Here is a 662-nt window from a genome sequence, read left to right on the forward strand (position 1 = left end):
TCGTGCAGATGGGTCAGTAGTTGGTGGTCACTTGAACGAAGCCATTATTTCAGGTACCGGTGAAATTTTTGTTCATATGATTTCTGGTGAAGTGGAACGGTCTAAAGACGAAGCAAAAACCGGTTTGAACTTGTTCGATTTCAATAAATAAGGTCTTTATTCGTCTGATTGGAAAATGAATGTTGTCTTACTAACAGAAAGTTTCCTAACTAACAAATTGTAAGCTAAAATCTTGTGTTAGTTCGGATTTGAAATTATAATAGAGCTATCTAAAAAATATATTCAAAAATGAACGGAGAATAATGATGACAACAATGAAAGAGAAGTTTGGTTTTAAACCAAATGAAGGCTTGCAATTTGGCCTGTATTCTTTAGGTGACTATGCCCCAAACCCACATACCAACCAAGGGGTAGGGGAACAAAAAAGAGTTCAAGAATTAATCGAAACGGCTCAGCACGCTGAACAAGCAGGCTTAGATATTTTTGCCCTTGGTGAATCTCACCAAGAACACTTTGTCTCTCAAGCCCATGCAGTCATTTTAGGGGCCATTGCCCAAGCGACGAGTAAGATTAAATTATCCTCTTCATCAACTGTTGTGTCGACATCTGACCCGGTTCGAATTTACGAAAACTTCGCTACTTTAGATTTAATTTCTGACGGT

At 38.2% G+C, this 662-nt stretch carries 1 protein-coding gene; it reads left to right on the forward strand.

Annotation, left to right across the window (positions count from 1 at the left end; all coding sequences use genetic code 11):
- Nucleotides 1-305 precede the first annotated feature (305 nt).
- On the forward strand, nt 306-662 hold a 357-nt coding region (locus ACRCJ0_RS18035; protein WP_431391512.1), incomplete at its 3' end, for an LLM class flavin-dependent oxidoreductase.

The organism is Aerococcus sp. L_32, assembly GCF_050689315.1.